Origin of the sequence: Blautia obeum ATCC 29174, from assembly GCF_025147765.1 — a bacterium.
Lineage (GTDB): Bacteria > Bacillota > Clostridia > Lachnospirales > Lachnospiraceae > Blautia_A > Blautia_A obeum.
In genome coordinates this window covers 3,251,229-3,277,481 of the sequence record NZ_CP102265.1, presented here as the reverse complement: position 1 = coordinate 3,277,481, position 26,253 = coordinate 3,251,229, and the positions used below count along the sequence as shown (strand labels likewise).

At 41.8% G+C, this 26,253-nt stretch carries 23 protein-coding genes, 1 tRNA gene and 1 pseudogene; 22 read left to right on the top strand and 3 right to left on the bottom strand.

The genetic code is table 11. The features are described 5' to 3' along the window. Positions 1–27 precede the first annotated feature (27 nt). Genes NQ503_RS15685 through NQ503_RS15665 form a run of 5 tightly spaced genes read left to right on the top strand, consistent with a single transcriptional unit; the run spans position 28 to position 6,913 of the window. The gene (locus tag NQ503_RS15685) at positions 28–417 is read left to right on the top strand and encodes a conjugal transfer protein (RefSeq protein ID WP_005611098.1); all 390 of its coding nucleotides are present in this window, start codon (positions 28–30) and stop codon (positions 415–417) included. Beyond that, on the top strand, positions 404–2,857 hold the full coding sequence (gene tcpF / locus NQ503_RS15680; RefSeq protein WP_005423199.1) for a conjugal transfer ATPase TcpF: 2,454 nt from the start codon (positions 404–406) through the stop codon (positions 2,855–2,857). The genes NQ503_RS15685 and tcpF overlap by 14 nt, the downstream gene beginning before the upstream one ends. Further along, complete coding sequence (locus tag NQ503_RS15675) at positions 2,854–4,992, top strand: CD3337/EF1877 family mobilome membrane protein (RefSeq protein WP_005423201.1); 2,139 nt, start codon at positions 2,854–2,856, stop codon at positions 4,990–4,992. Before tcpF ends, NQ503_RS15675 begins: the two co-directional genes overlap by 4 nt. Further along, the gene (locus tag NQ503_RS15670; RefSeq protein ID WP_005423202.1) at positions 4,989–5,996 is read left to right on the top strand and encodes a bifunctional lytic transglycosylase/C40 family peptidase; all 1,008 of its coding nucleotides are present in this window, start codon (positions 4,989–4,991) and stop codon (positions 5,994–5,996) included. Before NQ503_RS15675 ends, NQ503_RS15670 begins: the two co-directional genes overlap by 4 nt. Before the next feature lie 14 nt (positions 5,997–6,010). Continuing rightward, complete coding sequence (locus NQ503_RS15665; RefSeq protein WP_005423203.1) at positions 6,011–6,913, top strand: conjugal transfer protein; 903 nt, start codon at positions 6,011–6,013, stop codon at positions 6,911–6,913. 162 nt (positions 6,914–7,075) lie between these two features. Here the strand turns inward: NQ503_RS15665 and NQ503_RS15660 are convergent, their stop codons facing one another. Further along, positions 7,076–7,432 (bottom strand): helix-turn-helix transcriptional regulator, encoded by a 357-nt coding sequence (locus NQ503_RS15660; RefSeq protein ID WP_005423204.1) that lies wholly within the window; start codon positions 7,430–7,432, stop codon positions 7,076–7,078. Positions 7,433–7,611: 179 nt separating this feature from the next. Here NQ503_RS15660 and NQ503_RS15655 point away from each other — a divergent pair, with 179 nt between their 5' ends. The 14 genes from NQ503_RS15655 to NQ503_RS15590 all read left to right on the top strand — a co-directional run bounded on the left by NQ503_RS15655 (position 7,612) and on the right by NQ503_RS15590 (position 19,425). Continuing rightward, positions 7,612–8,313, top strand: coding sequence for a lantibiotic protection ABC transporter ATP-binding protein (locus NQ503_RS15655; RefSeq protein ID WP_005423205.1), 702 nt, complete (start codon positions 7,612–7,614; stop codon positions 8,311–8,313). 3 nt (positions 8,314–8,316) lie between these two features. After that, a complete protein-coding gene (locus NQ503_RS15650) occupies positions 8,317–9,042 on the top strand; it encodes a lantibiotic immunity ABC transporter MutE/EpiE family permease subunit (RefSeq protein WP_005423207.1) in 726 nt (241 codons plus the stop codon). A gap of 6 nt (positions 9,043–9,048) precedes the next feature. Beyond that, positions 9,049–9,780: a lantibiotic immunity ABC transporter MutG family permease subunit gene (locus tag NQ503_RS15645; protein ID WP_005423209.1), complete on the top strand. Its 732-nt coding sequence runs from the start codon at positions 9,049–9,051 to the stop codon at positions 9,778–9,780. Next, complete coding sequence (locus tag NQ503_RS15640; protein ID WP_005423210.1) at positions 9,773–10,588, top strand: NisI/SpaI family lantibiotic immunity lipoprotein; 816 nt, start codon at positions 9,773–9,775, stop codon at positions 10,586–10,588. The genes NQ503_RS15645 and NQ503_RS15640 overlap by 8 nt, the downstream gene beginning before the upstream one ends. A gap of 69 nt (positions 10,589–10,657) precedes the next feature. Next, the gene (locus tag NQ503_RS15635; RefSeq protein ID WP_005423211.1) at positions 10,658–11,317 is read left to right on the top strand and encodes a response regulator transcription factor; all 660 of its coding nucleotides are present in this window, start codon (positions 10,658–10,660) and stop codon (positions 11,315–11,317) included. Next, positions 11,308–12,672 carry a sensor histidine kinase gene (locus NQ503_RS15630; RefSeq protein ID WP_005423212.1) on the top strand — a complete coding sequence of 455 codons (1,365 nt, stop codon included), beginning with the start codon at positions 11,308–11,310 and terminating at the stop codon, positions 12,670–12,672. The genes NQ503_RS15635 and NQ503_RS15630 overlap by 10 nt, the downstream gene beginning before the upstream one ends. A 546-nt stretch (positions 12,673–13,218) precedes the next feature. Then, positions 13,219–13,650 carry an RNA polymerase sigma factor gene (locus tag NQ503_RS15625; RefSeq protein ID WP_044925118.1) on the top strand — a complete coding sequence of 144 codons (432 nt, stop codon included), beginning with the start codon at positions 13,219–13,221 and terminating at the stop codon, positions 13,648–13,650. Next, positions 13,640–13,879, top strand: coding sequence for a helix-turn-helix domain-containing protein (locus NQ503_RS15620; protein ID WP_005423216.1), 240 nt, complete (start codon positions 13,640–13,642; stop codon positions 13,877–13,879). Before NQ503_RS15625 ends, NQ503_RS15620 begins: the two co-directional genes overlap by 11 nt. 458 nt (positions 13,880–14,337) lie before the next feature. Further along, positions 14,338–14,532, top strand: a complete 195-nt coding sequence (locus NQ503_RS15615) for a hypothetical protein (RefSeq protein ID WP_005423220.1) — start codon at positions 14,338–14,340, stop codon at positions 14,530–14,532. Positions 14,533–14,637: 105 nt separating this feature from the next. After that, entirely contained in the window at positions 14,638–15,855 is a 1,218-nt protein-coding gene (locus tag NQ503_RS15610; protein WP_044925121.1) for a tyrosine-type recombinase/integrase, read from the top strand. Positions 15,856–16,154: 299 nt separating this feature from the next. Further along, positions 16,155–16,613, top strand: coding sequence for an Hsp20/alpha crystallin family protein (locus NQ503_RS15605; protein ID WP_044925124.1), 459 nt, complete (start codon positions 16,155–16,157; stop codon positions 16,611–16,613). Positions 16,614–16,773: 160 nt separating this feature from the next. Next, positions 16,774–17,229 carry an Hsp20/alpha crystallin family protein gene (locus tag NQ503_RS15600; protein ID WP_044925128.1) on the top strand — a complete coding sequence of 152 codons (456 nt, stop codon included), beginning with the start codon at positions 16,774–16,776 and terminating at the stop codon, positions 17,227–17,229. 261 nt (positions 17,230–17,490) lie between these two features. Beyond that, positions 17,491–19,239 carry an ABC transporter ATP-binding protein gene (locus NQ503_RS15595; protein ID WP_005423239.1) on the top strand — a complete coding sequence of 583 codons (1,749 nt, stop codon included), beginning with the start codon at positions 17,491–17,493 and terminating at the stop codon, positions 19,237–19,239. Between the two features lie 115 nt (positions 19,240–19,354). Beyond that, positions 19,355–19,425: transfer RNA gene (locus NQ503_RS15590), tRNA-Gly, on the top strand. Between the two features lie 99 nt (positions 19,426–19,524). Here NQ503_RS15590 and thrH read toward each other — a convergent pair. Continuing rightward, positions 19,525–20,130 (bottom strand): bifunctional phosphoserine phosphatase/homoserine phosphotransferase ThrH, encoded by a 606-nt coding sequence (gene thrH, locus NQ503_RS15585; protein ID WP_005423242.1) that lies wholly within the window; start codon positions 20,128–20,130, stop codon positions 19,525–19,527. Positions 20,131–20,389: 259 nt separating this feature from the next. On the opposite strand from thrH, the gene NQ503_RS15580 reads away from it, so the two are divergent. The 3 genes and pseudogenes from NQ503_RS15580 (at position 20,390) to feoB (ending at position 25,162) form a co-directional block, all read left to right on the top strand. Continuing rightward, positions 20,390–21,262 (top strand): DMT family transporter, encoded by an 873-nt coding sequence (locus tag NQ503_RS15580; protein WP_022388650.1) that lies wholly within the window; start codon positions 20,390–20,392, stop codon positions 21,260–21,262. A gap of 196 nt (positions 21,263–21,458) precedes the next feature. Next, positions 21,459–22,613, top strand: a pseudogene (locus tag NQ503_RS15575) (FprA family A-type flavoprotein); the annotation flags it as partial. A gap of 185 nt (positions 22,614–22,798) precedes the next feature. Beyond that, complete coding sequence (feoB, locus tag NQ503_RS15570; protein WP_005423260.1) at positions 22,799–25,162, top strand: ferrous iron transport protein B; 2,364 nt, start codon at positions 22,799–22,801, stop codon at positions 25,160–25,162. On the opposite strand, the gene NQ503_RS15565 is transcribed toward feoB, so the two are convergent. Then, the gene (locus NQ503_RS15565) at positions 25,135–26,244 is read right to left on the bottom strand and encodes an FtsW/RodA/SpoVE family cell cycle protein (RefSeq protein WP_005423261.1); all 1,110 of its coding nucleotides are present in this window, start codon (positions 26,242–26,244) and stop codon (positions 25,135–25,137) included. The genes feoB and NQ503_RS15565 overlap by 28 nt on opposite strands. Positions 26,245–26,253 lie beyond the last annotated feature (9 nt).

The following is a 26,253-nucleotide window of genomic DNA, read 5'->3' as shown; positions in this document are numbered from 1 at the left end:
TAAAAATGAAGAAAGGAGCATTTACAAGTGAAGAAAATCCGAAGTTATACAAGTATCTGGAACGTGGAAAAGGTACTGTATGCCATCAATGATGTAAACCTGCCATTCCCTGTGACCTTTACCCAGATTACATGGTTCGTGCTGACGGAATTTATCATCATTCTGTTTGCAGATGTACCGCCACTTTCCATGATTGAGGGAGCATTTTTAAAATATTTCGGGATTCCCGTTGCCCTCACATGGTTTATGTCACAGAAAACCTTTGACGGGAAAAAGCCATACAGTTACATCAAGACGATGGTTCTGTATGCTCTGCGTCCCAAAGTGACTTATGCCGGAAAAGCCGTGAACCTGCATAAGCAGAAATTTGAGGAAACTATCACGGCAGTAAGGAGTGTGACCTATGTTCCCGATTAAATATATCGACAATAACCTTGTCTGGAATAAGGACAATGAGGTGTTCGCCTACTATGAGCTGATACCGTACAATTATTCATTCTTATCCCCAGAACAGAAATACCTTGTGCATGACAGCTTCCGTCAGCTTATCGCACAGTCCCGTGAGGGAAAGATTCATGCGTTGCAGATTGCAACTGAAAGTTCAATCCGAAGCATACAGGAACAGTCAAAGAAGCTGGTAACTGGAAAGCTCCGTGAGGTAGCAATCCAAAAGATAGACGACCAGACCGAAGCCCTTGTATCCATGATAGGCGACAATCAAGTAGATTACCGTTTCTTTCTGGGATTCAAGCTCATGGTCACAGAGGACGAAGTCAATCTGAAGAACATCAAAAAATCGGTATTTCTGACATTCCGTGAGTTTTTGAATGAGGTAAGGCATACGCTGATGAACGACTTTGTTTCTATGAGCAATGATGAAATCAACCGTTATGTGAAGATGGAGAAATTACTGGAAAACAAAATCTCCCGTAGGTTCAAAATCCGCCGACTGGAAGCCAAAGATTTTGCCTATCTGATGGAACACCTCTACGGCAGGGACGGGATAGCTTATGAAGATTATGTGTATCCTCTGCCAAAAAGAAAATTAAAAAGAGAAACACTGATTAAGTATTATGACCTTATCCGTCCTACCCGTTGTGTGGTAGAAGAAAGCCAGCGATATTTGCGTCTGGAACATGAGGACAGCGAAAGCTATGTATCCTACTTTACGGTCAATGCCATTGTCGGGGAGCTGGACTTCCCATCATCGGAAATCTTTTATTTCCAGCAACAGCAGTTCACATTTCCTGTGGACACTTCTATGAATGTTGAAATTGTGGGAAATAAGAAAGCCTTAACCACTGTCCGCAACAAGAAAAAGGAATTAAAGGACTTGGATAATCACGCCTATCAAGCTGGAAACGAAACAAGTTCAAATGTGGTGGAAGCCTTAGACAGTGTCGATGAACTGGAAACAGATTTAGACCAGAGCAAGGAAAGTATGTATAAGTTAAGTTATGTCATACGGGTGTCTGCACCCGATCTTGACGAACTGAAACGCCGTTGTGATGAAGTCAAGGATTTTTACGATGATTTGAACGTGAAGCTGGTACGTCCTGCCGGAGATATGATGGGACTGCATGGAGAATTTCTTCCAGCCAGCAAGCGTTATATCAATGATTATATCCAGTATGTGAAATCCGATTTTTTAGCCGGACTTGGTTTCGGTGCTACCCAGATGTTAGGAGAAAACACAGGAATCTATATTGGGTATTCCGTGGATACAGGAAGAAATGTCTACCTGCAACCGTCCCTTGCCAGTCAAGGGGTAAAAGGTACGGTCACAAATGCGTTGGCTTCTGCTTTTGTAGGTTCGCTTGGCGGTGGAAAATCATTCTGTAATAACCTGCTGGTGTATTATTCCGTTCTGTTCGGTGGACAGGCAGTTATCCTAGACCCGAAAAGTGAGCGTGGGAACTGGAAAGAAACACTGCCGGAGATTGCAGAGGAAATCAACATCGTAAATATTACCAGTGATTCCAGCAATCAAGGGCTGTTAGACCCGTATGTGATTATGAAAGATGTCAAAGACGCTGAAAGTCTTGCCATTGACATTCTGACTTTCCTTACGGGGATTTCTTCAAGGGACGGCGAAAAGTTTCCTGTCCTTAGAAAAGCAGTCCGCACGGTATCCCAGAATACGAACCACGGGCTGTTACAGGTCATTGAGGAATTGCGAAAAGAAGATACCGCCGTATCCCGTAACATTGCTGACCATATCGAAAGTTTTACCGACTATGATTTTGCACAGCTTTTATTCTCGGACGGTTCGGTGGAAAATGCAATCAGTCTGGATAACCAGCTCAACATCATACAGGTGGCGGATTTGGTTCTGCCGGATAAAGATACTACTTTTGAGGAATACACGACCATTGAACTGTTGTCGGTATCCATCTTAATTGTTATCAGTACCTTTGCCCTTGACTTCATTCACAGTGACCGAAGCATTTTTAAAATCGTGGACTTGGACGAAGCATGGGCGTTTCTGAATGTGGCACAGGGCGAAACCTTATCAAATAAACTAGTGCGTGCTGGTAGAGCCATGAACGCCGGAGTATATTTTGTCACACAGTCCTCTGGGGACGTATCAAAAGAAAGTCTGAAAAATAACATCGGCTTAAAATTTGCGTTCCGTTCCACAGATACCAATGAAATCAAGCAGACCTTAGAGTTTTTCGGGCTGGACAGTGAGGACGAAAACAACCAGAAACGGTTGAGGGATTTGGAGAACGGACAATGCTTAATGCAGGATTTATACGGGCGTGTCGGTGTGGTACAGATACACCCTGTCTTTGTAGAACTGCTCCATGCCTTTGATACCAGACCGCCGATAAAAAGTGAGGTGGATTTGGAATGATGAAATCTGTCACAAAAGAAAAGGTATTCCATGTACTGAAACTGGTTCTGCTCGCCGTGACCGTTACGCTGGTACTGCTGTCCCTACTTGGGACGGTAGCTCATGCGTCTGGACTGGTCGATGATACGGTCAATGCAGACAACCTGTATTCAAAGTATCCGCTTTCCAACTATCAGCTTGATTTCTATGTGGACAATAGCTGGTCTTGGCTACCGTGGAACTGGCTGGACGGCATTGGAAAATCGGTGCAGTACGGGCTTTACTGTATCACAAATTTTGTCTGGACAATCAGCCTGTATCTTAGCAATGCCACAGGATATGTGGTGCAACAGGCGTATAAGCTGGACTTCATCAATGACATGGCAGATGGTATCGGGAAAAGTATCCAGGCACTTGCCGGAGTGACCGAACATGGATTTTCCAGCAGTGGATTCTATGTGGGATTCCTGCTCATTATCATTCTGATTGTAGGTGTTTACACCGCCTATACAGGGCTTCTCAAACGGGAAACAAGCAAAGCACTTCACGCTGTTATCAACTTTGTGGTGGTGTTCATTGTGTCTGCGTCCTTTATTGCTTATGCTCCCAACTACATACAGAAAATCAATGATTTCAGTTCGGACATCAGCACCGCTTCTCTGGACTTGGGGACAAAAATCATGCTCCCAGATTCACAAAGCAAAGGCAAGGACAGTGTAGACCTTATCCGTGACAGCCTGTTTGCGATACAGGTAGAAAAACCGTGGCTGTTATTGCAATTCGGGAACAGCGATACCGAAGAAATCGGGGCTGAACGTGTGGAAGCTCTGGTATCTGCAAGCCCGTCCGATGAAGATGGGGAAACAAGGGAAAATGTTGTGAAAACAGAGATTGAGGATAACGACAATGATAACCTTACTATTCCACAGGTCGTCAACCGTCTGGGTATGGTGTTCTTCCTGCTCATTTTCAATCTCGGTATCACAATCTTTATCTTCCTGCTTACCGGAATGATGTTATTTTCCCAGATACTATTTATCATATATGCCATGTTTCTACCTATCAGTTTTTTACTGTCCATGATACCAACCTATGAGAACATGGCGAAACAGGCAGTTGTCCGTGTATTCAATGCCATTATGACAAGAGCCGGAATCACACTGATTGTGACTGTGGCATTTTCGATTTCCAGTATGTTCTACAACATTTCCACAGATTATCCGTTCTTCATGGTGGCATTTTTGCAGATAATCTGCTTTGCCGGAATCTATATGAAACTCGGAGAACTAATGAGTATGTTCAGCCTTAATGCCAATGACAGCCAGCAGATAGGTCGCCGGATTTTCCGTAGACCGATGGTGTTCATGCGACACAGGGCAAGACGTATGGAACACAGGATTGCAAGGGCTGTCGGTGCTGGAAGTGTTGCAGGTGCGATGGCTGGTGCAAGTGTTGCTAGAGCCGGAAAGCCAGCAACGAACCAACCGCCAAAGAAACGTGAAAATACCTCTTCCAGCATGGGAAGCCGTGTCGGTTCTGCGGTAGGTGCTGTGATGGATACGAAAAATAAAGTCCGTGACAGTGCTTCCTCTCTGAAAGAAAATGTGAAAGACTTGCCGACACAGGCTGGTTATGCTGTCCACTCTGCAAAACAGAAAGCAAAGGATAATGTATCAGACTTTAAGCGTGGCGTTGTGGAAGAACGGGAAAACCGACAGGAACAGCGTACACAGAAACGCAATCTGCACAGGGAAAATATCTCACAGAAAAAACAGGAATTGCAGAAAGCACAGGAAGCAAGACAGACAGTTCATGCGAATGGATCAGCGACAGCCGGAGCTACCAGAAGCCATGAACGCCCTGTTGCCACACCTGTTCCAAAACCAGCACAAACCGATATAGTTACGAAGCCGGATATGAAACGTCCTGCTACTTCTCCTGTGATAAAAAATGCAGAAATCAAGGCTGGAAAAGAAACCGTCCAAACCAATATCAGACAGGAACAGCAGGTTAAATCTGTTGCCAGAGCGAACCAGCCAAACGTAGCAGAATCCATCAGCAATCATAAGAAATCTACAGTACAGAAAACACAGGTCAACCAAAAACAAAATCGTAAGACTGTTACGAAGCAACCAGAGAAAGGACGGAAGAAATGAGATTAAAGCGTATCCTTATCATAGGTACGATATTTCCTGTCCTTTTCTCCATCATTCTCTTTTTCGGGATATTGATTTCCGGCGAAGATGACGACAGTTCCAACAGTTATTTGCCTGTCTATTCTGGCATGAACCTGTCAGCCGATGTCCTCAGACATCAGCCAATGGTAGAAAAATACGCCAGAGAAAACGGTATCTCGGAGTATGTGAACGTCCTGCTTGCTATCATACAGGTGGAAAGTGGCGGTACAGCTACCGATGTCATGCAGTCCAGTGAAAGTCTGGGGCTACCGCCGAACTCATTAAGTACAGAGGATTCTATCAAGCAGGGGTGTAAATATTTTGCGTCCCTGCTTTCTTCCTGTAAAGCCAAAGGCATGACGGACATTAACGTAGTTATTCAATCTTATAACTATGGTGGTGGCTATGCAGACTATGTTGCGAAGAATGGGAAAAAGCACAGCTTCAATCTTGCAGAGAATTTCGCAAAGAATAAATCCGGCGGTACAAAAGTGACCTATACAAATCCGATAGCTGTCAGTAAAAATGGTGGCTGGCGTTATAACTACGGAAATATGTTTTATGTGGAGCTGGTCAACCAATATCTGACTGTAAAGCAGTTCAGCAACGCAACCGTACAGGCGGTTATGAATGAAGCATTGAAATATCAAGGCTGGAAATATGTCTATGGTGGCAGTAATCCGAACACCTCTTTTGACTGTTCTGGTCTTACCCAGTGGTGCTACGGAAAAGCCGGAATTAGTTTGCCACGAACCGCACAGGCACAGTATGACGCAACACAGCATATCCCATTGTCACAGGCACAGGCTGGCGATTTGGTATTTTTCCATTCCACTTACAATACCAGTGACTATGTTACCCATGTGGGTATTTATGCTGGAAATAATCAGATGTACCATGCCGGAAATCCCATTGGTTATACCGATTTGACCTCTGCCTACTGGCAACAGCACATCATTTGTGCCGGAAGAATTAAGCAATAGAAAGGACTTGAAATATGTTTAAGAAGAAAGAAAAAACAATGAAAGAACCCAAAGAAAAGAAAGTGCGTACCATGAAAGTCGGGACACACAAGAAATCTGTCCTGCTTTTGTGGGCGGTACTTCTTGCAAGCACCAGTTTTGGCGTGTACAAGAACTTTACCGCCATTGACACCCACACGGTACATGAAAAAGAAATCATTCAGCTACGATTGAACGATACCAATGGGATTGAGAATTTCGTTAAGAACTTTGCGAAAGCCTACTACTCATGGGATACCAGCAAGGAAGCCATTGAAGCAAGGACAACAGAAATCAGTAAATACCTTACCAAAGAATTACAGGATTTGAACGCCGATACCATCAGAACGGACATACCAACCAGTGCGACCGTTACAAATGTGCTGGTCTGGAATGTAAAGCAGTCTGGAACGGACGATTTTACCGTTGCCTACGAAGTAGATCAGCAGGTAAAAGAGGGAGAACAGACACAGGCAGTCACAGAAAACTATACTGTAACCGTTCATGTGGATAAGGACGGTGCAATGGTCATTACCCAGAATCCTACCCTCGCTCCGGCAGTACAGAAATCAAAGTATGAACCGAAAGCACAGGAAGCCGATGTCAGTGTCAGCTCCGATACAGTCAAGGACGCTACCGCTTTCTTGGAAACATTCTTTAAGCTCTATCCGACAGCTACGGAAAAAGAACTTGCCTATTATGTTAAAGCCGGAGTGCTTGCTCCTGTCTCCGGCGACTATGTATTTTCAGAACTGGTAAACCCTGTCTTTACCAAAGACAGCAACAACCTCAAGGTCAGTGTGTCTGTGAAATATCTGGATAACAAGTCGAAAATGACACAAATCTCACAGTATGAGCTTTTACTTCATAAGGACGATAACTGGAAGATTGTAGGATAAAATCAAAAGGCTTACATTTCGGTATAGGGTGTAAGCCTTTTATTTGCTGTCATATATTACAAACGAATGGTTTGTTTTGCCAAAGAGAACAAAGAAAAAACGCTGCAATCCCGTAAAGGTTGCAACGTTTCTTTCTGTCATATTCAGTTGTGTACGGACAGCTTATTTGTCCGAGTTTTCGATTTCCGCAACCTCTTTCGCCGTAGCAGTCACAATCCTTAATCCCTTATCGCTGATATTGTCAAGCAGAGTATCAAGCTGCCGCCGCTGAGTGGATTTTTCAGTGTCTCTATTCGGAAAAAAGAATTGGTCTACCGATATGTTATAGCGTGTCACAAGCTCATAAAAGATTTGCAGGCTTGGTTGTTGTCCCTTATTTTCAATATTGGTAAGGTAACGCGGAGAAATATTCATTGCGTCGCTTACATCTTTGCGACTTTCCTTTCTCGCTGTCCGCGCCGCTTTTATCGCTTGCCCGAAAGCTGCGAAGTCATAAAGTGGTACAGGTCTTTTAGCCATAATTATTCACCCTGCTATATTGTATAGTTCCTAACTTTTTCAAGATACGTCTATACAATTCCTACATCTAGCTTAAATAATTCCTAATATATGATTGGATAAATTTTAAATTCTTTATGAAATCTTCAAAAATAGAAACTATTCTTTATTCATAATCAAAAGAAAGGGTATCACAAAATATGGAAATGATTTTAAAAACAACAAACCTTTGCAAATCTTTCAGCGGGCAAACGGTTGTAAACAATATTTCGCTGAACATTGAAAGAAATTCTGTCTATGGACTGCTTGGACCGAACGGAGCTGGAAAATCTACAACACTAAAAATGATTACTGGCATTTTGAAACCGACTTCTGGAAACATCGAATTTGACGGTCATACATGGAAGCGTAGCGACTTAAACCATATCGGGGCATTGATTGAAATGCCACCGCTTTATGAGAACCTAACCGCCTATGAAAATCTGAAAGTGAGAACTACCGTGTTAGGGCTGACAGATAAGCGGATTGACGAAGTGCTGCAAATCGTCCGGCTGACGGAAACAGGCAAGAAAAGAGCCGGACAGTTTTCTCTTGGTATGAAACAGCGTCTTGGAATTGCAGTTGCATTACTAAACAACCCGAAGCTGCTCATACTTGATGAACCAACCAACGGGCTTGACCCGATTGGGATTGAAGAACTTAGAGAGCTTATCCGTTCCTTTCCTGCAAAGGGTATTACCGTTATTTTATCAAGTCATATTCTCTCCGAGGTACAACAGACCGCTGACCACATCGGCATTATTGCGGGCGGCGTCTTAGGCTATGAGGGAAAACTTAATGCAAACGAAAATTTGGAACAGCTTTTTATGGACGTTGTAAAAAGCAATCACAGGGAGGGTTAAGGCATGGACTATCTAAAATCAGAACATTTGAAATTCAAGAGGACAATATCGAACAAACTGATTTTCATTGTTCCGCTAATTACGGCTATTTTTGCATGGCTTATGGGTGGATATATAGGGTATCAGTACATGACGCTTTACTGGTGGTATGCGTTCCTGCTTCCGGGAGCAATCGCAATTTTGTGTTCTTTGTCACACAGAAAAGAAGAAAACGCCGGGAAATACTATTCGGTATTTTCTATGCCTGTAAATCTTTCGAGATTTGAATTTGCCAAGGGCATTATCTTAGTCGAAAAACTGCTTGTTTCAGCGATATTTTTAGCATTGCTTATTTCTATCAGTAATATCATTGCTCCGGCAACGGCAGTATATTCTCTTTTACACAGCATTACAGGAAGTATCGGAATTATCCTTGCGTCTGTCTGGCAAATTCCTTTGTGTCTGTACTTAGCACGCAAAACGGGAATGTTTGTGCCGATTGTGTTAAATACAATACTTGGGATTGTCCTATCTACTGCTACCGCATTAGGAAATACAATAGCATGGTGGTTTGTACCGTATTGTTGGGCAGCAAAACTGGCAGAGCCACTTATGGGAATTGAAATAAACGGAACTTATGCGGGGAATTGTGGATTTTCTATAGCCATTATGATTTCCATTTCGTTGTCAATACTCTTGTTTCTTATTTTATCCTATGCCGACGCAAAGGATTTTTCCAAAGGGAGGTAGACAGAAATGGGTTTTATTTATGCGCTTCGTTCTGAACAGGAAAAAACGAAGCATACATCGTTTTGGGCTATTCATTTTTGTGTACCCGTTATGGGGGCATTGTTATTTCTTGCTTACTATTCCCAGTATGCCAGCACCGCAGACAGTAAAAAGCTCAAAATGATATTGGAAATTACGACAACGTTTTTTCCGGTGTTGATAAGCGTTATTGTTGGTCTGAACGTTGCACTGGAAGAAAAGGCTTCACACTTCCAAACGCTGCTTGCTGTACCAAACAGACACAAAAATATGCTTGCAAAATTAACTTATCTTTATGGTTCGGGGGTATTTGCATTGTTCTTTCTGTTCCTGTTATTTGTGATTGGCATACATCTTTTGGGAATGGCTGATACAGTGCAGCTCGGAATGCTCATTGGAGCCGCCGCCGGGATGGCTTTTTGTAATTTTATAATATACATCTTGCACCTGTTCCTTAGCTTCAAATTTGGATTAGGGTTATCCCTGTTTTGGGGCGTGTTTGAAAGTCTGCAATGTATCTTATATAGCAATATTGAGCTGAAAGGTGTAGCCCGGTATATCCCCTTTGCATGGTCTATGAATTGGGTACAGGATATTTTGAGCCGACAAATTTTCAACTATGGAACAGAAAAAATATGGATTGCAGCATTAACGACAGGTGGCTTGTTGCTGACCTTATTATGGTTTTCTCATTGGGAGGGAAGAAAAAATTATGAATAAAAGCAAAAAAATAATGCTACTTCTGCTGTTTACCTTTATCGTTTGTGTGGCTCTTGCTGGCTGTACTTTACAGGACAGAATCGAAGAATATTCCAGTGACAAGGAACAATGCTATTTGAATACGGAAAATGTAACACGTTTTTCCTATAAAGGTAACGATTACACCATTTTGGCAGATACCGTATCAAATGGCGGGCTTGGAGAATGGATTGGATATATCCGGCAGCTGGCTGCCATAGACGAGAACGGAAAAATATTGCTGCAAGAAAATGTTGAAACGGTGACTTTTCAATCCTTAGCGGATTTGGCGGAGAAAGCACCAGAAGCCGCTTACATTATTCCTTTTCTCAATGTATATGCGGCTCCTAACGCAGACGATTATCTTATTGTAGATGTAAACGGAGGGTATCATAAAGCTGTTATCAGCAAAAATGTCAAAGATAGCGATACTGTTTTTGATTTTAAGAAAACAGAAGAATCTATAAATGACAGCTTTGAAGTCAATCCAGAAAATGCGACACAACTTCTTTGGGGCGGGACGGTTTATCAAGTAACGTCTGATATGGTATCAGATGATGAATTAGGCAGCTACATTGATATTCTCGCTGAAAGTGTTACATTCGATACAGAAACGAAAATCCCTTTGTCAAAAGAAGATTTAAGCAAGATTGACTGGTACGGGGAAAATGCCGGACAGGGGCGAGAGTTTTGGTTTTACACAGATGTCTATGAGATTTACGGAACCGATAAAGCGGAAGCGGTTGCGGTCAATGTAAATGATAACTACTATATTGCAAAGCGACAATGACAGCTTTCCTACCTTCCTACCCTTGGAGCTTGTGTTATACTAAAAAGGACAACGAAAGGAGGCAACAATATGGCAACGATCCTTATGATTGATGATGAACAGGCTATTTTAGAGCTTGTCAAAAACGGGCTGCGAAAGGATGGGCATTTCGTGACCACTTATACCTCTGCCGCACAGGTACCGATTGATAAGCTGAACAGATATGACTTGATTATACTGGATATTATGATGCCAGATGTAGACGGCTTTTCCTATTGTGATAAAATTCGTTCCCTTGTAGACTGTCCTATTCTTTTTCTGACGGCAAAGACAATGGAGCATGACATCACATTTGGGCTTGGTCTGGGAGCAGACGACTATCTGACAAAACCATTTCGTATTGCAGAATTGCGGGCGAGAGTAAACGCCCACTTACGGCGTGAACGTAGGGAACGACATACCGCACTTACCTTTGACCGCATAAAAATTGATTTATCTGAAAAAGAATTACGGGTAGATAACACGCCTGTTGCCTTAACGAAAAGCGAATATCTGATTTGTGAATATCTTGCAAGGAATAAAGGACAGGTATTTTCAAAAGAACAGATTTACGAAGCTGTTTTCAGCTTAGAGGGCGACAGTGATAATTCTACGATTTCTACTCATATCAAGAATATCCGGTCAAAATTGAACAAACTGGATATTCAGCCGATAGCGACAGTCTGGGGGATTGGGTATAAATGGGAATAAAAAAAACAACATCACTGAAAGCGTCTTTTTGGAAATTCTTATGTATGCTTCTGATTGGGCTAATAGGTGCGGTGGTGATACCATTCAGTCTTATTTTAGCCGGAACCAGTACGGGACTTATTACCTATGCGGATTATTCAGAACGCAGTGCAAAAAACCTTGTTCCTGTTATTGCTGCAACGCCGGATTTGACAGATGTGCAGCTTCCTATGGGTTGCAAGTATTTGGTGCTGGATAAGAATTATCAAGTGACAGAAACGACCTTAGAGGGCGACGATTTAGACCGGGCTATGGAATACGCAATATCCGGGAAGATAAATACAAACCTCAACAAACAGTATTTGCTTGTGACCCGCGAAAATGAATATGTGGTGCTACAATATTACATCGGCTCACAATTTACAAATGAATGGCTTTATGAACATTTTCCCTCACCGGAAATTCTGCTTTATATTCTCATAGCAATCAACTGTATTGCGGTATGCGTGATATTGACAGCGAAGTTTGCAAAAAATATGCGGGCGCAGCTCTCCCCGCTTTTTGAAGCAACAAGGCAGGTTGCCGGACAAAATCTTGATTTTGAAGTGGAACATTCAAAAATCAAAGAATTTGAGGATGTACTTTGTTCTTTTGCTAATATGAAAGATAATCTGAAAATATCTTTAGAGAAGCAATGGCACGCGGAACAATTACAAAGAGAACAGATTGCAGCACTCGCTCATGATTTGAAAACACCTTTGACCGTCATTCAAGGAAATATTGATTTGATAAGTGAAACAGAGCTTGACGACGAGCAACGTCTATATGCGGGTTACATCACTGAAAGTTCCGAGCAGATAGGCATTTATATTAAGACGTTAATTGACATTTCCCGGACAGTCGCCGGGTATCAGCTTCATTTAGAAAAATTTGATATAGCTGATTACATGAGACGGATTGAAACGCAGGCAAGCTCTTTATGCCTTACTAAAGGAATTTGTCTGCACATGGAAACGGGAGCTGACTTGGGCGCACTCAAAGCGGATAAGTTGCTGTTGGAACGGGCAATTATGAATGTGATAAGCAATGCGTTAGACTACTCTCCAACACAGGGGACAATTTATGTAACAGTGCAAATGACAGACTGCTTTTTGCACATATCCATAACAGACGAGGGAAGCGGCTTCACGCCAGAGTCCCTACACCATGCACAGGAACAGTTTTTCATGGGCGACAAAAGCAGAATTTCTAATATGCACTTTGGTATGGGACTTTATATCACGAGCAGCATTATCAAGCAACATGGCGGGCAGCTTGTTTTAAGCAATTCTAAAAAGACTGGCGGCGCACAGGTTATTATCAAAATTCCATATTAGAAATTTGGTGAGCGGTACTGCGGTATCGCTCATTATTTTTCAAATCTTTATGAAATCCACAAAATTAACATATAGCATATAAGTAAAGAATAAAAATGCAATCTGCCGGACGACGGCAAAAGAAAAAAAGCCGTCGTGGAGCAGACATATTTTCATGCGCGTATGAAACGGCGACTTTGATTTTCAGAGCCGCCGTTTCTTTGCGTTTACACAAACCTATGACGACTTGCAGGGACACGGTAGCCGATTGGAGGTTGATTTACCGTGTCTGTTTTGGTTATTCATAGTGTACATGAGTTACATCAATTAAAAAAAGCGTAGCTCCCTCTCCGGGTAATTTCGACTATAAATACGAACTGACAATTCAATATACTGGCTTTTTTATTTCCTATGCGTTTACTTGCGTTCTGCGAGCAGACGCATTTTGTCTTTTTTATAACATAAAGAATTTTTTTGATTCTGCAACAAATCACACCCTGCTGTACAGATATGGTGCGGAAAGAGGGATACATACTTTTTACTTCATAACGGAAAGGGGGTGTGATTGTGAAACCGTCAGACTTCCAAAAGACGATACAGTGTCAGTTCGACTGTAAGCTCAAAAAAGTTGTTAAAGGAATTGTCCGTAATTACCGCAAGGAATTAGCCAGACGACAGGCAAAGGAAGTATCCTTTTGTGAGCTTCCAGAGATTGTTGTTGAGAAATTGATTGTATGGGACGATTACGAAAGTGAATATACAACATTCGATGTGTGCGGTACAGAAATCCGTGTACTTGATGAAGAACTTGCAGAAGCACTGAAACAGTTGCCGGAGCAGAGTCGGAACATTGTATTGATGTTTTTCTTCTTGGATATGAGCGATTCGGAGATAGGCGAAAAGCTGAACATCAACCGAAGCACATCATACAGACACAGAAGAAATTCACTTGAAGAAATCAGAAAGCAGTTAAAGGAGAAGAAAACAAATGAAGAATAAGCAACACACACTTCCATCATTTTTTCTCATATCATCAGCCGTGGACGGTAACGAAAACGCCATAGAAAAGCTGTTGTTATTCTATGAAGCCTACATATCAAAATGCTGTTTACGCCCGTTTTACGATGAATACGGCAACGTATACATTGTGGTTGATATGGAATTAAAGGGACGTATCAGAGAAGCCCTTTTGAAAATGATATGTGAATTTGAAATAGACGAACATTAAGTAATATTTGAGCGGAGCATGATTTAACAAACTCCCCTCTTTCCTGTTCCGCTTTTTCTTATCATTCTGTATCAGTCCATTTGTAAAAATGAATTGATACAGGCTGACAAGAGCCTAACAGTTCTTTGATAAGTGAATAAAGCAGTCAGATACGTTTGTGCTTGCAGTGAGCCATCAGAGGTTGTACGCCGTGACTTTTCCAATCGGGAGATAGCGATTCATGCAATGATCTGGGAGCGACCGTTGGAAAAGTCGTTCTGCCATGACCTGCAACACAGGATAATGATACACCCGTATGACACGGTTCAGCCCACAGGAATGGGAATGGTTGAGATACCAGCGGAGCTTGCCGAAGCCGTCTGACTGCTTGTAAAAAAGCACATAGTAAAGGAGAGTGATACTTTTACTGGTGTGCAGAAAATGACGATAATACAGGTCGGTAAAAGGAGGGTTGACAGATGAACAAAACAAAAGAAAGACCAACCTCACAGCCGATAACGGTAAATATAGATAAATTGTCTGCAATGTTATCTTGTGGTCATGCTACTGCAAGAAAGATTGGAGAACAGGCAGGAGCAAAAATTGTGATTGGACGTAGGGTTCTTTATTCGGTAGAAAAAGTCAAAAATTACCTCTCATATCTGGAAGAATAACACCCTTTTTCATTTATGTTTCTTGTGATATATGGTATAATATTTATAGACATAACCACGTCATGAGAACAAAAAAGGGGGCTATTACAGAAAGGAATGTTTCTCATGGCAAATAGCAGAAAAGACCATAAAGGAAGAAAATTAAGAGAGGGCGAAAGCTGGCGTAAAGATGGTAGATATAGTTACCGTTATACAGATATAAGAAGTGGAAAACGTCTGACAGTATATGCAAAGGATTTACCGGAATTAAGGGAAAAGGAAAAGCAGATTGTAAAAGACTTGGAAGATAACATTTTAACGGATGGAGCAATCAAAAAACTTACTCTTAATAAATTGTTTGAAAGATATATGTCTACTAGGGAGCTGAAAGAATCCACTAGAGCAAATTATCTGAAAACATGGGAGAATCGTGTCAAAGATGAAATTGGAAACATCAAGGTTATTCAGATTTTACCATCACACATCAAATCGTTTTACTCAAAACTTTCTAAAGCAGGATACGCATATTCTACAATAAAATTTATTAACAATATGATTTATCCGGCACTGGAAATGGCTGTTGATGATGATATTATCCGCAAAAATCCGGCAAAGTTTTCTATCAGTGATTATGGTAGACAGGCAGAAGAACGTATTGCCTTAACAGTTTTACAACAGGAAAAAATGCTGGAATTTGTGAAAAATAATCAAGTATACAATACCTATTATCCAATGCTTAGAATCATGTTAGGAACAGGTGTAAGGTGCGGAGAACTGATTGGATTGACTTGGGAAGATGTAGATGTCAGAACAAAAGCGGTAAGTATTGACCATCAGTTGATTTATAAAGATTTAGGAGATGGCTATAAATTCCATATTTCCACGCCAAAGACGGATTCTGGAATCCGAACTATCCCTATGACATCAGATGTACAAAGAGCATTTGAAGAACAAAAGAAATTAAACTTTATGCTTCAAAAAGGAAAAGATGTTGAGATAGACGGTTATAAAGGATTCATTTTCATGGCAAAGTCCGGCAGACCGCTCATGCCTAGTGCAATAAACAATATCTTATATAATATTGTAGACGCATATAACAAAAAAGAAGTTCAAATTGCAAAGACTGAACATAGAAATGCTGAATTGTTACCAACGGTATCCGCTCACATTATGCGACATACGGCTTGTACCAGAATGGCAGAAAAAAGAATGGACGTAAAAGTTCTTCAATATATTATGGGACACGCCCACATAGACGTAACGATGGACGTATACAACCATGTAAGTGAGATGTCCAGAATTGAGAGTGAAATCACAAGACTGGAAAGCGTAGCAATTAGCTGACACCAAAAATAAAAAATTGGTGTCAAAATGGTGTCAAACCAAGAAAAAGTGATGATTATAAGGAAGAAAAAGTGTTGCAAACCCCGTAAAATCAAGGTTTGCAAAAAAAATCTCAAAAAATTAGCACTCACCTCTTGACAGTGCTAACAATACGTGTTATATTACAATTAGAACAAAGGAAGAGGGATAAAGAGATAAGAAAAATGAAGAAAATCTCTTAGATATCCTTCATACCAACCGGGTTCAGCACTTAACAATTTAGTTGATATAGATTATAAAGAAAAAGGGAGAGATGACTTATGTTAATGCCTAGTATTTTTGGAGAAAACTTATTTGATGATTTCTTTACACCGTTCTATTACGATGACAAAGATGAGAAGAAAGCAGAGAAGAAACTGTACGGACACAGAGCACAGAACCTTCTGAGAACAGATATTAAAGAAACCAAGGAAGGTTATGAACTGGTGATTGATGTACCTGGATTCAAGAAAGACGAAGTTAAGGTAGCTCTGAAAGATGGTTATCTTACCGTCAGCGCAGCTAAAGGTCTTGATGAAGAAGAGGATGACAAGAAGACAGGACGTTACATCAGACGTGAACGTTATGCAGGAGCATGCGAGAGAAGCTTTTATGTAGGTGAAGATGTTACACAGGAAGACATCAAAGGTGAATACAAACACGGTATCCTGAAACTGTTTGTTCCGAAGAAAGAAGCAAAACCAGTTTCCAATGATCCGAAATATATCACCATTGAATAATCAGCAATTGATTTGATCAAGATTCTTGTCAGACATATCTGACCGCTAAAAAGCTGGTGGTACTGCCCGGAGATTTCGGGCGGTGCCCTTAAATATAGATTTGCAGACAACAGTCGAAAGACTTGTATATAGATTTTTATCATTAAAGGAGAGATGACTTATGTTAATGCCTAGTATTTTTGGAGAAAACTTATTTGATGATGATTGGATGAACTTCCCGTTTAACGATGAGTTTTGGGGCAAGAAGAATCCACTTTATGGTAAACATGCACAGAATATGATGAAAACAGATATCCGTGAGACAGATGGCAGCTATGAACTTGATATTGATCTTCCGGGATTTAAGAAAGATGAGATTAAAGTTCAGCTGAAAGATGGTTATCTGACACTATCGGCAGCCAAAGGACTTGATAAGGATGCTAAGGACAAAGAAGGAAACTACATCAGACGTGAACGTTATGCAGGTTCCATGAGTCGAAGCTTCTATGTAGGTGATGGAGTAAAGGAAGAAGATATTCATGCAAAATATGAAGACGGTATTCTGAAACTTTCTCTTCCGAAGAAAGCACCAAAAGCTGTTGAAGAAAAAGACGGTTATATCGCAATCGAAGGTTAACCTTCCATTGCTTATTCTCCCTCTTATATATGGCCGGGATCCGAAAGGGTCCCGGCTTTTTTGTGTTGTATTCCAGATTTTGCATGTATCAGTGTTGTTTGATATATGTAAGATTTTGTGCTAAGATGATTTCCAGAAAGTGAGTGAATAAAAAATGAAAAAAGTTCGACTTTACGGGTGCTTTTTTATGTTACAGGACTTCTTGTCCTGGCATTGGGAATCATCTGTACCGGGAGTGGAGTATTGCTAAGGAGAGGAAAGATGAATCAGAAAGACTTTAAAAATAAGAGTGAGATGCAGATTTTTCTGTCGTATTTTAAACCTCACAGGAAATTATTTTTGCTGGATATGGTATGTGCATTAGCGATTGCGCTGATTGATCTGGCATTTCCGTTTATTTCCAGATGGTGTATGTACAAACTTTTGCCGGACAATGCGTGGAGAACATTCTGGACAGTAATGGCGGTTGTGTTCTGCGCTTATATTTTGCGGTCAGTTTTTACTTATATTATCACCTACTGGGGGCATACATTTGGCGTGCGGATAGAAACCGATTTCCGGCGTGATCTGTTTCAGCATATTCAGGAACTGAGTTATGCGTATTTTGATAATGCTCGAGTAGGACAGCTGATGAGCCAGCTCACATCGGAACTTTTTGATATTACAGAATTTGCACATCATGCACCGGAGGATATTTTTATTTCTACTGTGACGATCATTGGTGCACTGATCATTATGTTTACGATTCAGTGGAAACTGGCACTGGTAATCGCAATTACCATTCCGATTTTTCTGCTCATTGTGTGGAAATGCCGTTTTTCCATGCAGAATGCATCGCGCAATGTAAAAAAAGAGATGGCAGCGATTAATACCGATTTTGAATCCGGACTTTCCGGACTTCGAACTGCAAAAGCTTTTGCAAATGAGGACAAAGAACTCGATAAATTCGATTCTGCAAATCTGAGCTATCGCGATTCCAAAGCGGATTTTTACAGAGCCATGGGACGGTTCAATGCAGTGATGGAATTTTTTATGTGTATTCTTTCTGCGATTGTAATTGCAGTTGGTGGTGCACTGATCATGTCGGACCAGTTGAATATTATTGATCTGATCACATTCAGCCTGTATGTTTCCACTTTCGTGAATCCGGTACGAAAGCTTTCAACGACTGTGGAACTGATTGCGAATGGAACAGCCAGTCTGCACAGATATGTACAACTGATGCGGACGGAGGCGACGCTGAAAGACGCTCCGGATGCGACAGAACTTCAGGATGTAAAAGGCAGAATTGACATTGATCATGTTGGATTTGCTTATGAAGGAGATCATGATGTGCTTCAGGATGTTTCACTTCATATTGCACCGGGAGAGACGATTGCATTTGTCGGATCATCTGGTGGTGGTAAGACAACGCTGAGTCAGCTGATTCCGCGATTCTATGATGTAACATCAGGAAGTATTTCGATTGATGGCACCGATGTGCGAAAAGCAACACAGGAATCTTTGCATAAGAACATTGGAGTTGTGCAGCAGGAGGTATTCCTTTTTGCAGACAGTATTGCAGAAAATATCCGTTATGGAAAGCTGGATGCAACGATGGATGAGATTGTCCGTGCGGCAAAGATGGCAGAAATTTATGATGATATCATGGAAATGCCGAAAGGGTTTGGTACGAATGTTGGTGAACGGGGAGCACTTCTTTCCGGAGGACAGAAGCAGAGAATTTCTATTGCACGTATCTTCCTAAAAAATCCGCCGATCCTGATTCTGGATGAAGCGACATCCGCATTGGACAGCGTAACCGAAGCAAGGATTCAGGGAACTTTTGAGAAACTGGCTGTCGGAAGAACGACGATCATCATTGCACACAGACTTTCTACAGTGAAGAATGCAGATGATATTGCTGTGATCGAGCAGGGACAGATTGTCGAAAAGGGAACACATGAGGAACTGATGCAAAAAGACGGTATCTATGCTTCACTGGTTCATACGCAGGAACTCAAAGAGTAATGCGTGCAGCAAACAGTTACATTAAATTGCGTATATAAACACAAAAATATAAAAAAATAAAAAATCTGCTTGCATTTTCTGTAAAATATGATATTATAGTTTATGCATTGCAGATGCGGGTGTAGTTCAATGGTAGAACACCAGCCTTCCAAGCTGGATACGTGGGTTCGATTCCCATCACCCGCTTTTTTGTTGCAAAAATATAAAAGAAATCCCTGACAGATCAAGATTCTATAAAGAATGCGGATTCGTCAGGGATTTTTTGAATGAATTTAGTCTTGGATATTATCCTTTGATTACTTTCCTGATTGCATCATACAGCTCATCGTAAGTTTCATATGCCGGAATCTCCGGATATTCAGATTTGATGGCATCGGTGCTCTTGAACAGGAAGCCTGCTTTGCTTGCCTGGATCATGCCAAGGTCGTTGTGGCTGTCACCGCTTGCGATGGTGTCATAGCCGATGGACTGCAGGGCTTTGACAGTTGTGTATTTGGATTTTTCACAGCGCATCTTGAAGTCTGTGATTTCGCCGTTGTCTGCTACAACGAGTGAGTTGCAGAAGATTGTCGGATAGCCGAGTTTTTTCATCAGAGGTCCTGCGAACTGAGAGAAGGTATCGCTGATGATGATCACCTGTGTCATTTCTCTGAGTTTGTCGAGGAATTCTTTCGCACCCGGGAGTGGATCAATCTTGGAAATTGTTTCCTGAATCTCTTTCAGTCCAAGATTATGTTCTTTTAAAATATTGAGACGGTATTTCATTAATTTGTCGTAATCCGGCTCATCTCTTGTTGTTCTTTTTAATTCCGGGATACCGGTCTCTTCTGCAAATGCGATCCAGATTTCAGGTACCAGGACACCCTCAAGGTCTAAACAAACAATTTCCATAATATTTCTCCTCCGTTCTGAAGCGGCTTTAGTGTTGTAATAAGGTGCCGCGTCTCTTCGTGTATGTATTCAGCTATCATTATAACGGAAAGAATGTGAAACTTCCATATAAAATTTACAGGGAATGAAAATATTCAGCTTGTTATGTGGTAGAATCTCTATTGTATCTGCAAGCGGATTGGTGCTATGATAAATAAAAAGTGATATTATAGAAGCTTTTTATTTTTAAAGAAAATATGAGGAGGCTTATAGATTAAATATGAAACAGGAAAATTATATAAAAGGAATGGTCATGATCATCCTGTCTGCATTTTTCTTTGCATGTATGAATGTGAGCGTGCGTCTGGCAGGAGATCTTCCATCCGTGCAGAAGAGTTTTTTTCGTAATTTGGTAGCAGCTGTTTTTGCGGCAATCATTCTGACCAGAAAGCATATGGTACCAAGAGTTCAGAAACAATACTGGGGACCGCTTTTCCTTCGTTGTGCATTTGGAACACTTGGAATTCTCTGTAATTTTTATGCGATCGACCATCTTCTGGTTGCGGACGCATCTATCCTGAACAAACTGTCACCGTTTTTTGCAATCATTTTTTCGTTCCTTCTTTTGAAAGAGAAGATTACGCCGACACAGGGAGCTTGTGTATTTCTTGCTTTTATCGGATGTTTGTTTGTTGTGAAACCAGGGTTCCAGAATGCGGCATTGGTTCCGGCACTGATCGGTGTCTGTGGTGGGCTTGGAGCAGGGGTTGCCTATACAATGGTGCGTGTGCTCGGGACACATGGAGTGAAAGGTCCCATCATAGTATTTTATTTTTCGGTCTTTTCCTGCCTGTTTGTATTACCGTATCTGATTTTTGATTATACGCCGATGACAGGAAGACAGCTGGTAACACTTATGATGGCAGGATTGTTCGCTGCGGGTGGACAGTTTACGATCACTGCGGCGTATACGTATGCACCGGCAGGTAAGATTTCAATTTTTGATTATTCGCAGATCATATTTGCGACACTTCTGGGATTTTTCCTGTTTGGAGAGATTCCGGATACTTACAGTTTTGTTGGATATGGACTGATCATTTTTGCATCACTGGGTATGTTCATTTATAATATGAAGGCAGCGAAGAAATCATGATCTTTGCTGCTTTTTGTATGTGAAGAGAAAAAACAAAAACCTGACAAAAAGTGTCGAGAATATAATGAACAACTATTGATTTCATGTGAGAGAGTGGATATAATGAGTTCAAAAGCGAGTGAAAGACAGCTTGAATAACAGAAAGAAAAATAAAGGATATAAATAAAACAGACCAATGAGGAGGTTTATGGTAACAATGAAAGTCGGAAATGATATTTATTATGTAGGTGTCAATGATCATCAGGTAGATTTGTTTGAAGGACAGTATGATGTTCCGAACGGTATGTCTTACAACTCTTATGTGATCATGGACGAAAAGATTGCAGTTATGGACACGGTAGATGCGCATTTTGCAGAAGAGTGGCTTGGTAATGTGGCAAAAGTGCTGAATGGTGCAAAGCCGGATTATCTGGTCGTACAGCATATGGAACCGGATCATGCTGCAAATATCGAGAATTTTGTCAAAGCTTATCCAGAAGTAACGGTTGTAGCTAATACCAAGACATTCACTATGATGGAGAACTTCTTCAGAAACATGGATCTTGGCGACAGAAAACTGGTAGTTGCTAATGGTGAAAGCCTGACACTTGGCAAACATGTACTTACATTTGTATTTGCACCGATGGTACACTGGCCGGAAGTTATGGTTACCTATGATAGCACAGACAAGGTTCTGTTTTCCGCAGACGGATTTGGTAAATTTGGTGCGCTTGATGTAGAAGAGGACTGGGACTGCGAAGCACGTCGTTACTATATTGGAATTGTTGGAAAATACGGTCCGCAGGTTCAGAAACTTCTCAAAGCTGCTTCTACACTGGATATTCAGACAATCTGTCCGCTGCATGGACCGATTCTGACAGAAAATCTTGGTCATTATATTGAAAAGTATGATATCTGGTCTTCCTATAAAGTAGAGGATGAGGGCGTTGTGATCGCTTATTCATCTGTATATGGAAATACAAAGAAAGCAGTTGAAGTTCTGGCACAGAAGCTGGAAGAAAAAGGCTGCCCGAAAGTCTCTGTATTTGACCTTGCAAGAGATGATATGGCTAAAGCAGTTGAAGACGCTTTCCGTTATGGCAAGCTGGTTCTTGCAACCATTACATACAATGCAGATATTTTCCCGTTCATGAAAACATACATCGATCATCTGACAGAAAGAAACTATCAGAACCGTACAATTGGTTTGATCGAAAACGGAAGCTGGGCTCCGAATGCAGCCAAGGTTATGAAAGCAGAATTCGAAAAGAGCAAAAATATCACATGGCTTGATACAACCGTTAAGATCGTGTCTTCACTGAGTGAGGAGAATATGGAACAGCTGGATCAGATGGCTGAAGAACTGTGCAAATAATAAAATAAAAAAGTTGCTCCCTGCAGAATACGAGATCCGGAGAAAACAGGCGGAAATTGTATTTTTGCAGGGATTTTTTTATGAATCCTATTGACAAAAATTCTCATTTATCATAGGGTTAGTTTATGCGTACTAAATGAGAAAAAGTATCAATAACAGGGAAAGGTAAGAGGAAAGCAGATATGACATCATTACGTGAATTACCGATCGGAAAAACTGCGACAATACGCTCTGTCGGAGGAGAGGGCGCGCTGAGACAACATTTCCTGGATATGGGGCTGATTCCAAAAGGAGAAGTTACCATGGTGAAATATGCACCAATGGGAGATCCTATGGAATTACGTATTCATAGCTATGAACTGACATTGCGTCTGGCAGATGCAGAAAAAATAGAGATAGAGAATATTCGTGATGCAGTCGAACCATCAGAAGGGAAGGCAGCACACAAAAAAGATATTTCTAAAGCAATCCCACATCCTGGTCTTGGTGAGGGTGGTAAATATCATATTAAAGAAAACGAACATCCGCTTCCGGACAGTGAAATACTGACCTTTGCACTTGCCGGAAACCAGAACTGTGGAAAAACAACACTGTTTAACCAGCTGACAGGTTCCAGTCAGCATGTTGGAAACTTTCCGGGAGTTACAGTAGACAGAAAAGATGGAAATATCCGAGGAAGGAGTAACACTCTGGTGACTGATCTTCCCGGAATTTATTCCATGTCCCCGTATTCCAGCGAAGAGATCGTGACCAGAAATTTCGTACTGGATGAGCATCCGAAGGGCATTATCAACATCGTCGATGCAACAAATATAGAGAGAAATCTTTATCTGACCATGCAGCTGATGGAACTGGATATCCCGATGGTCCTGGCACTGAATATGATGGATGAAGTCCGGGAAAACGGAGGTTCCGTCCTGGTGAACCAGATGGAAGAGATGCTGGGAATCCCGGTCATTCCGATTTCAGCAGCCAAGAATGAGGGAATTGATGAGTTGGTTCAGCATGCACTTCATGTGGCAAAATATCAGGAAAAGCCGCAGATCATCGATTTTTGCGATGCTAATGAAGATGGCGGAGCAGTGCATAGATGCCTCCATGCGATCATGCATCTAATCGAAGACCATGCCAAAGCAGCAAGAATCCCGGTTCGCTTTGCAGCAGCAAAACTTGCGGAAGGTGATCAGCTGATCATGGACAGTCTGAATCTGGATCAGAACGAGAAAGAAATGCTGGAGCATATTGTTAAACAGATGGAAACTGAACGTGGTCTGGACAGAGCAGCGGCAATCGCACATATGCGTTTTGATTTTATTGAAAAAGTCTGTGATGAAACGGTTGTGAAACCAAAAGAAAGTAAAGAACATCTTCGCAGTATGAAAATCGATAAGATCCTCACGGGAAAATACACGGCTATTCCATGTTTTATCGGTATTATGGGTCTGGTGTTTTTCCTGACATTCAGTGTGATCGGTGCGTTTCTCCAGAATATTCTGGACATGGGAATCACAGCACTCGGAAATATCGTTGATCATTGGATGATGGCTGCTGGTGTGAATGATGTACTGCATTCACTGGTTATGGATGGGGTATTTAATGGAGTAGGAAGTGTATTGAGTTTCCTTCCGGTAATCGTAACCCTGTTTTTCTTTCTCTCCTTGTTGGAGGACAGTGGATACATGGCACGAGTTGCCTTTGTTATGGACAAGCTGCTTCGAAAGATCGGACTTTCCGGAAGAAGCATCGTGCCGATGCTGGTCGGATTTGGATGTACGGTACCAGGGGTTATGGCGAGCCGTACGCTTCCATCTGAACGAGACCGTAAGATGACGATCTTACTGACACCATTTATGAGCTGTTCGGCAAAACTTCCGATTTATGCATTTTTTACGGCAGCATTTTTTCCGGATCACGGTGCGATCGTGATGATCGCATTGTACTTCGGTGGCATCATCATGGGAATTCTGATGGCGCTGCTGATGCGAAAAACATTGTTCAGTGGTGAGGCAGTGCCTTTTGTTATGGAATTACCGAACTACCGTATGCCGGGTGCGAAGAATGTAGGACATCTTCTCTGGGATAAAGCAAAAGATTTCCTGCAGAGAGCGTTTACCGTTATTTTCATGGCGACACTGGTGATCTGGTTCCTGCAGACATTCAATACACATCTGAGCATTGTAACAGATTCCAAAGACAGTATTCTGGCAATGGTGGCAAGTGTGATTGCTCCGATCTTCAAACCAATGGGATATGGAGACTGGAGGATTTCCACAGCTCTGATCACTGGATTTATGGCAAAAGAGAGCGTGGTATCAACACTTTCTATCCTGTTTGGAAATACAGCGGCTTTGCTTGGAAGTATTACATCACTTTCCGCAGCGAGTCTTCTGGCTTTTTGTCTGCTGTATACACCTTGTGTGGCAGCTATTGCTTCAATCAAACGTGAACTTGGTGGCAAATGGGCAATTTTTGTTGTGCTTGCCCAGTGCGTGATCGCATGGCTGGTTTCTTTTGCGGTTTATCTGGTGGGAGGATTGTTCTTCTGACGACTGACATTCAGCGCCAGCCCCATTTCCCCGAGCAGAAATACAATGGAAGTACCTCCGTAACTGATGAAGGGGAGAGTAATTCCGGTGTTGGGAATGGTATTGGTAACGACGGCAATATTCAGAATAACCTGAATCGCCAGATGCCCCATGATTCCGGCAGCGATCATGGCACCGGAAAGTTCCTGACAGTTCATGGAGATGACACAGAGTCTCCAGAGCAGCAGGGCAAAAATAAGAATCAGGATGATGGCACCTGTCAATCCCATTTCTTCGCATATAATTGAAAAGATCATATCATTCTGGGCTTCGGGAACGAAGCCCAGTTTTTGTATGCTGTTGCCAATGCCTCTGCCAAAAAGGCCGCCGCTTCCGATAGCGTAAAGTCCCTGGATCGTCTGAAATCCTTTTTCATATTTTTCCGGTTCGCGCCAGATTGCGAGACGTTCCAGACGATAGCTTTCCGCAGCAAGAAAGATCGCGATAAAACCGATTCCGGCTCCACCAAGTGCTGCAAACTGTATATAGCGAGGGCTGGCAGCGAAGATCAGGATAACTCCGATTCCCAGGATGATGATGGCAGTACTCAGGTTGTTAGAGCCAACAAGGCCTACGATTGGAAGCAGTGTGAGCATAGTGCGACACATAAACCAGAACCCGTCTGTTCGTTTATGGGATCTTTCAATCTGCCAGGTCAGAAAAAGCACAACGGAAACTTTGGCAAACTCAGAAGGCTGGAAAGAAAGTGGACCGAGATTCAGCCAGCGCTTTGAACCGTTGATCTCCTGTCCGAAAAGCAGAACGGCGGTGGACAAGAGCATGGAAAGCAGGTAGGCGGCCGGTGCAAGACGGACGAAAAAGTGATAGTCAATGGAAGAAACCAGATACATGGTACCAAGGCCGAGAGCTGTGGCAAAAAGTTGTTTCTTAAAATAATAGGCAGAGTCGTGAAAACGTACTCTGCCATTATATTCACTGGCACTAAAAAGAATGAGCAGTCCCAAAACAGCCAGAATAAGAGCAAGAGTCAGCATGATCGAATCTGCTTGATGTGTAGAATGGGGTTGTTTGTCCTGTGACATGGCAGACTC